The organism is Eudoraea sp., from assembly GCF_049665975.1.
Lineage (GTDB): Bacteria > Bacteroidota > Bacteroidia > Flavobacteriales > Flavobacteriaceae > Eudoraea.
In genome coordinates, this window is record NZ_JBATGR010000135.1 from 1 (window position 1) to 4,879 (window position 4,879).

General features: G+C 39.9%; 3 protein-coding genes and 1 pseudogene. All 4 read left to right on the plus strand.

Annotated elements, in window-relative coordinates; genetic code table 11:
- Window positions 1-373: 373 nt before the first annotated feature.
- Window positions 374-1,453 carry a class I SAM-dependent methyltransferase gene (locus tag WBN20_RS05260; protein ID WP_424280965.1) on the plus strand — a complete coding sequence of 360 codons (1,080 nt, stop codon included), beginning with the start codon at window positions 374-376 and terminating at the stop codon, window positions 1,451-1,453.
- Window positions 1,454-1,727: 274 nt separating this feature from the next.
- Window positions 1,728-2,648 (plus strand): tRNA epoxyqueuosine(34) reductase QueG, encoded by a 921-nt coding sequence (gene queG, locus WBN20_RS05265; RefSeq protein WP_424280967.1) that lies wholly within the window; start codon window positions 1,728-1,730, stop codon window positions 2,646-2,648.
- Between the two features lie 150 nt (window positions 2,649-2,798).
- Entirely contained in the window at window positions 2,799-4,112 is a 1,314-nt protein-coding gene (locus WBN20_RS05270) for an MFS transporter (protein ID WP_424280966.1), read from the plus strand.
- Between the two features lie 183 nt (window positions 4,113-4,295).
- Window positions 4,296-4,879, plus strand: a pseudogene (locus WBN20_RS05275) (NADP-dependent malic enzyme); the annotation flags it as partial.

Consider the following 4,879-nt stretch of genomic DNA (forward strand, 5'->3'; position numbering starts at 1 on the left):
TTGCTAGAGCGTATTAATAAAACCTATTTCCATAAAGTTTAGGAATTCTTGTTCAATACAAAAAGTAAGTATTCATATACAATCAAAACCGAAGCCAAACGCCTCGGTTTTTTGTCTTGTTGTAAACTTAGAAGGAGTTTTTAGAAGAATGATACTCTTCGACCTAAGGGCAAGATGAAAATTTTATCCTTTTTTTTGTAATGGGTGATGTTAAAAATTTTGCTAATCATTTGATATTTTGTAAATTATTAAGCATTTCCCCCTTTTACGTCTTTCTAGACATCATTGCCACAAGCTCGTATCTGAGCCCTTCACATAGCAATGTATTGGATGTCAATTTCTCGTTTATAGTTAAACAATTATTAAAAAAATTATGGAAGTAAATGAAGTTAAATCATCACAAGTGAATGAAGAAAAGTTGAATGAACTTTTAGGAAAAATGGTTGTCGAAATGGGTGCGGCCGCAATAGGGCCGCTTATCATCCTGGGAGACCGATTAGGGTTGTACAAAGCCCTTGAGGAATATGGGCCGGTAGGCTCCAGACAATTGGCCGACGCCACGGGTACCTCTGAAAGGTATTTACGGGAATGGTTGGCCGCACACGCTGCATCAGGTTATATTGAGTATCACCCGGAACAAGATCAATTTTCAATGACCAGGGAACAGGCCATGGTTTTTAGCAATAGTGAAAGTCCGTTTCTTATGACCGGGGCGTTCTATGCCATTTCCTCAATGTACCATGATGAGGAGATAATGGAGAAGGCATTTAAATCTGGAGATGGCGTTTCCTGGGGAGATCATCATAGCTGCCTCTTCTGTGGTACTGAGAAGTTCTTCCGACCCTCATACCGCACGAATATAGTTCCAAATTGGCTTCCACTCTTGGATGGGGTAGTGGATAAATTAAAGAAAGGAGGTAAAGTAGCTGATGTAGGATGTGGTCATGGAGCATCAACTATAATCATGGCCGAAGCCTTCCCCAATTCAGAATTTATAGGCTTCGATTTTCACGAAAACTCGGTGAGACATGCCGCTGAAGGTGCAAAAAAAGCGGGACTTAAAAATGTATCCTTTAAGGTGGCCAATGCCAAAAATTTCCCCGGGGCCGATTATGATCTAATTGCTTTTTTTGATTGCCTGCATGATATGGGTGATCCGGTAGGGGCTTGTCAACACGTTGTTAAAGCCTTAAAACCAGACGGCACTTGTTTAATAGTTGAGCCCTTTGCTCATGATACTTTGGAGGAAAATTTAAATCCGGTTGGCAGGGCTTTTTATTCATTTTCTACAATGTTATGTACACCAAGTTCGTTGAGTCAGGAAGTGGGTCTTGCCCTTGGTGCTCAGGCGGGGGAAAAACGATTAAAAGAAGTGGCCTTGCAAGGAGGCTTTACCAAATTTAGAAGAGCAACAGAAACTCCATTTAATCTAATTCTTGAGGCACGGCCCTAGTTAGGGGTTGGGCTTTCAATTTGTAAGATAAATATGGAAAAAGTCATTCAAGGAACCGAGGCCAGGATCTCGGTTTTTTGTTATGTGGTAGTTACTAAGGAAAGTTGACCTTTTGACCGAACCACCTAGTACTCCTGAATAGATCTAAACCGAGTTATACTTTACAGATTTTTCTTTTTGGACCATATCGTATCATTTTATATAGTCTTCAAAAAGAGAATTGTACCTTAGCTCCTATCCATTAATGAGAGCCTTTGGCTGGGGAGAAGAGTATATGCCCATTAAACAAAAACATACACAACTTATTAAAACCGAAGCCAAACGCCTCGGTTTTTTGTCATGTGGGTTTTCCAAGGCAGAATTCCTCGAAGAAGAAGCACCCAGACTGGAGCAATGGCTAAATAAAAAAATGCATGGAGAAATGCAGTATATGGAGAACCATTTTGATAAACGTTTAGATCCCCGTTTGTTGGTAGATGGTGCCAGGTCGGTGATTTCCTTATTACTTAATTACTACCCGCAAGAAGAGCAAGAAAATGATACCTATAAAATATCTAAATACGCCTATGGGCAGGATTACCATCATGTCATCAAATCAAAACTAAGACTACTTCAGGAGTTTATTTCAGACGAGATAGGTGAGGTGAACGGCCGGGCCTTTGTAGATTCTGCCCCGGTGCTGGACAAGGCTTGGGCAGCCAAAAGCGGCCTTGGTTGGATGGGAAAGCACTCCAATCTTCTAACCCAACAAATTGGTTCCTTTTACTTTATTGCCGAGTTGATAGTTGACCTTGAATTGGAATGCGATTCCCCGGTCACGGATCATTGCGGCAGCTGCACTGCCTGCATAGATGCCTGCCCAACAGAAGCCATTGTTGAACCTTATGTGGTAGACGGCAGCAAATGTATTTCTTATTTTACCATTGAACTTAAGAATGAGATTCCAAACTCTGTAAAAGATAAGTTTGACGACTGGGTCTTTGGTTGTGACATCTGCCAGGATGTATGCCCGTGGAACAAATTTTCTAAAGCGCACAGGGAGCCACTTTTTAATCCCCATCCTGAGCTTTTGTCTATGACCAAAAAAGATTGGGAAGAAATTACGCAAGATGTTTTTAAGAAGGTATTTCAAAAATCAGCTGTAAAGCGAACGAAATTTTCAGGATTGCAGCGAAATATTGAATTTCTTAAATAAAGTACTCAGGAACTACAACGTTTTCGAAAGTAAAATGAGCAGTTTTTTAGTAAGATTTTATTGATAATAAAGATAAAGGGCTATATTGAAGGTCTGTTTGCCAAGTATTTACAAAAGGATTAAATTTAATTTCTCTACACAGCACGTACTATGAAGATTAGGAAACCTGAGTTAAGTTTTTGGCAAATATTCAATATGAATGTTGGTTTTCTAGGTATTCAATATAGTTTTGGTTTACAGCAAACCGCTATAAATCCTTTGTTTTTATTTTTAGGTGCTTCTGAAGAATTGCTTCCTATTTTAAATATTGCGGGTCCAGTTACGGGTCTGGTCGTGCAGCCTATTATCGGAGCAATGTCAGATAAAACCTGGTCTCCAAAATGGGGAAGACGTAAGCCTTATTTTTTAATAGGTGCGCTAATCGGAAGTATATGTTTATTTATTTTTCCGTCTAGTCCAGTACTTTGGTTTGCCGTAGGCCTATTATGGATTTTGGATGTGGGCAATAATATGGCCATGGAACCGTATCGTGCCTTTGTCGGGGATAAATTACCAGAAAAGCAGTTGAGCCTGGGGTATCAAATGCAAAGTTTATTTGTAGGGGCTGGTATCTTATTGGCCATGGGTTCTATAGTTTTATTTCAAAAGATATTTGGTGCTGAGGTCGTTGAAGGCGCAGATGTTGTTCCTACCTGGATGTATTATTCTTTCTATGTAGGAGGTGTCCTTTCTATAACTACTGTTTTATGGTCTGTTCTAAAGACTCCGGAAATTCCTCCTTCCGCAGAGGAATTAGAAGAAATCAATCATGATAAGAGCCAACCGATTGGTGCGCGTATTGCCAAGCCTTTTGCAGAAATAGCAAGTGCTATAAGAGATATGCCATCGTTTATGTGGAAGATAAGCGCGGTGTATTTGTTTCAATGGTATGCTCTTTTTGTCTATTGGCAATACATTACCCCACTGTTTATGAAAACAATGGGTTATGGTATTTCGGAAGCTGCATCGCAGTCCGCTCAAATGAGTCTGACTTACAATATTGTTACCATGGTAGTTGCGCTTGCCCTTGTGCCGCTTACCTTAAAATATGGGGGTAAAAAAATATATGCTTATAGTCTGGTAGGTACCGGCATGGCACTATTCACAATACCATTTATAGAGAATTCCCTCCTGGTTTTAGCGCCTATGGTTTTATTCGGAATCGGATGGGCCGCCATGATGGGTATACCTTATACCATGGTTTCAAAAGTGGTTCCTCAAGAAAGAAGAGGTGTATACATGGGAATTTTGAATATGATGATTGTTATCCCAATGGGAATTGAAACCTTAACGTTTGGCCCGATTTACAAATATTTGTTGGGGGGCAGTGCAATCAATGCGATTCTTTTTGCCGGAGGGTTCTTTATTATTGCCGCGATATTGGCCATGCGCTTAAATGTAACTGCTGAAGAATCCCAGGCATAGGGTAATAGCGAAAAAGGAAAACTAAATTATCCATAACCTCCATGGATTAATATTTCTTTGTTTCTACGCACATTAATGAAGGCTCCAAAAGCATGATCCATAGCTTGACCTAATTTTAATTGGTTTCAAAGATATGTCCGTATCCCAAGAAATACTCTTAAATTTGAGATTCAAAATCAATCCATGGCAGAAGAGAAAAAAAGAAGAGAGGCATTGATCTATCATGCCAAACCTACACCAGGTAAAATTAAAGTCGTTCCTACGAAACCATACGCCACTCAACGCGATTTGGCTCTTGCCTATTCTCCGGGCGTAGCGGAGCCTTGTCTGGAAATTAAAAAGGACAAGGAAAATGTATATAAGTACACAGCAAAAGGAAATATTGTAGCCATTATTACCAACGGCACGGCTGTTCTGGGGCTTGGAGATATTGGTCCGGAGGCTTCCAAACCTGTAATGGAGGGCAAAAGTTTACTATTTAAAATTTTTGCGGATATAGATGGTATTGATATAGAACTTGACACAAAAGACGTAGACAAGTTTGTAGAAACCGTAAAGATTATTGCACCCACTTTTGGGGGGATAAATCTGGAGGATATTAAAGCTCCGGAAGCTTTTGAAATTGAAAGAAGACTAAAAGAAGAGTTGGATATTCCGGTGATGCATGATGATCAGCATGGCACAGCAATAATTTCCGCTGCAGCTTTGTTAAATGCATTGGAGATAGCGAATAAGAAAATTGACAAAGTAAAAATCGTTGTTAGTGG

Excerpts from the sequence above, each read along its gene's own strand:
- queG (WP_424280967.1), top strand. The coding sequence starts at position 1,728 with ATGCCCATTAAACAAAAACATACACAACTTATTAAAACCGAAGCCAAA.
- WBN20_RS05270 (WP_424280966.1), top strand. The coding sequence starts at position 2,799 with ATGAAGATTAGGAAACCTGAGTTAAGTTTTTGGCAAATATTCAATATG.
- WBN20_RS05260 (WP_424280965.1), top strand. The coding sequence starts at position 374 with ATGGAAGTAAATGAAGTTAAATCATCACAAGTGAATGAAGAAAAGTTG.